Genomic DNA, 1,224 nt, shown 5'->3' on the forward strand with positions numbered 1-1,224 from the left:
AAGTCTGTGAGGTCGAATGACCCTACTCCTGAGCCGTGCCACCCCCCTCCTTCGCTCGGGGTGCTGAAGGTCTAAGCCGGAAGTGAAAGACGGGGGGCGCTCCGTCCGGTGGAGCGGTCCGCCCCTTCGCGTGTGCCCGCGCCGTCACACCGACGCGCAGCTCATGCCGCCGCCGCTGCCGCAGGAGGCGCCGGGCAGCTCCCGCTCCGTCGTACCGCCCCGGCCGGTCAGCCCCGCGTCCCGGGCGAAGCGCGGCACCAGGGCCGTCAGCGCCCGGTCCCCGTACAGGGCGACCGCGAACAGGATCTCCTCGGCCGGCACGCCGGCCCGGTCCGCGGGCAGCGGATGCCGGTCGCGCAGCTCCTTCAGGGACCGGCGGGCGGCGCCGGTGCGGCCGGGCGGGAAGACGCGCAGCAGCCCGGCGGCGGCGAGCGCGGACCGTGCCTCGGCGAGCGCCGTGCGCACCCCCTGGCGCTCCAGCAACTGCCCCATGCCCGCGGGCCGGTGGAGCGCCGCGTGCACGGCCTTGGCCAGCGGCCCGAGAGCGGTGCCGGTGGCCGGTCCCGAGGTCCGCATGGTGCCCGGCCGGCCCGCGCGGACCACGCCGCGCAGATGCAGTTCGAGCACGGCGACCGTGACCGCGGCCCTGCGGCCGCCCCGTATCAGCGCCACGTCGTGCGGTTCGAGCACGACCGTCGTGGACCTGGCCATCGCACACCCCCCGTCGCGGAGCCCGCCGCCCCCGTGCCGGCGGGCTCCGCGTGACAACAATGTGCCCTTCCGCGGGGGCGGTTGAAGCCTCTTGAACCGTGTTCAGAGCTTCATTTGAGGATTGCGTAGACGTCCTACGTCCCGGGGCGTACGTGCGCGCTCACGCCTCCTCGTGGTGCTCCGACAGGCCGGGCCAGTCGTCGGGCCCGCCGCCCTGCCACTCGATGAGCTCGCTGTCCTCGACGTCGGTGACGTAGTGGTCGGCCAGCCGCAGGATCTCGCCCACGTCGTCCACGTGGGTGGCGATCCCCAGCGTCTCGTCGCCCTCGGTGACCCGCCGGGAGCCGTCCAGCGCCGGGGAGTGCACCACGATGTGCGGTTGCTGCGGTGGATGTGCCATGCCTTCAGACTCCTGCGGAAGCAATCGCTCCGCACCCCGGACACACCGAATCGGGGGCAGGGGAGGGGATGGCCTCCCCCGGGGCCGAGCGGCCCGTGGGGGCTTCTGTTTTG

The 1,224-nt window shown here is 74.0% G+C and carries 2 protein-coding genes; both read right to left on the reverse strand.

What is annotated here, in order from left to right:
* Window positions 1–144 precede the first annotated feature (144 nt).
* Window positions 145–711, reverse strand: coding sequence for a TIGR04222 domain-containing membrane protein (locus ACFU97_RS23845; protein WP_384259825.1), 567 nt, complete (start codon window positions 709–711; stop codon window positions 145–147).
* A 160-nt stretch (window positions 712–871) separates the two neighbouring features.
* Window positions 872–1,111 carry a hypothetical protein gene (locus ACFU97_RS23850; RefSeq protein ID WP_384259827.1) on the reverse strand — a complete coding sequence of 80 codons (240 nt, stop codon included), beginning with the start codon at window positions 1,109–1,111 and terminating at the stop codon, window positions 872–874.
* Between the last annotated feature and the right edge of the window lie 113 nt (window positions 1,112–1,224).

Source organism: Streptomyces sp. NPDC057616 (assembly GCF_042800575.1).
Lineage (GTDB): Bacteria > Actinomycetota > Actinomycetes > Streptomycetales > Streptomycetaceae > Streptomyces.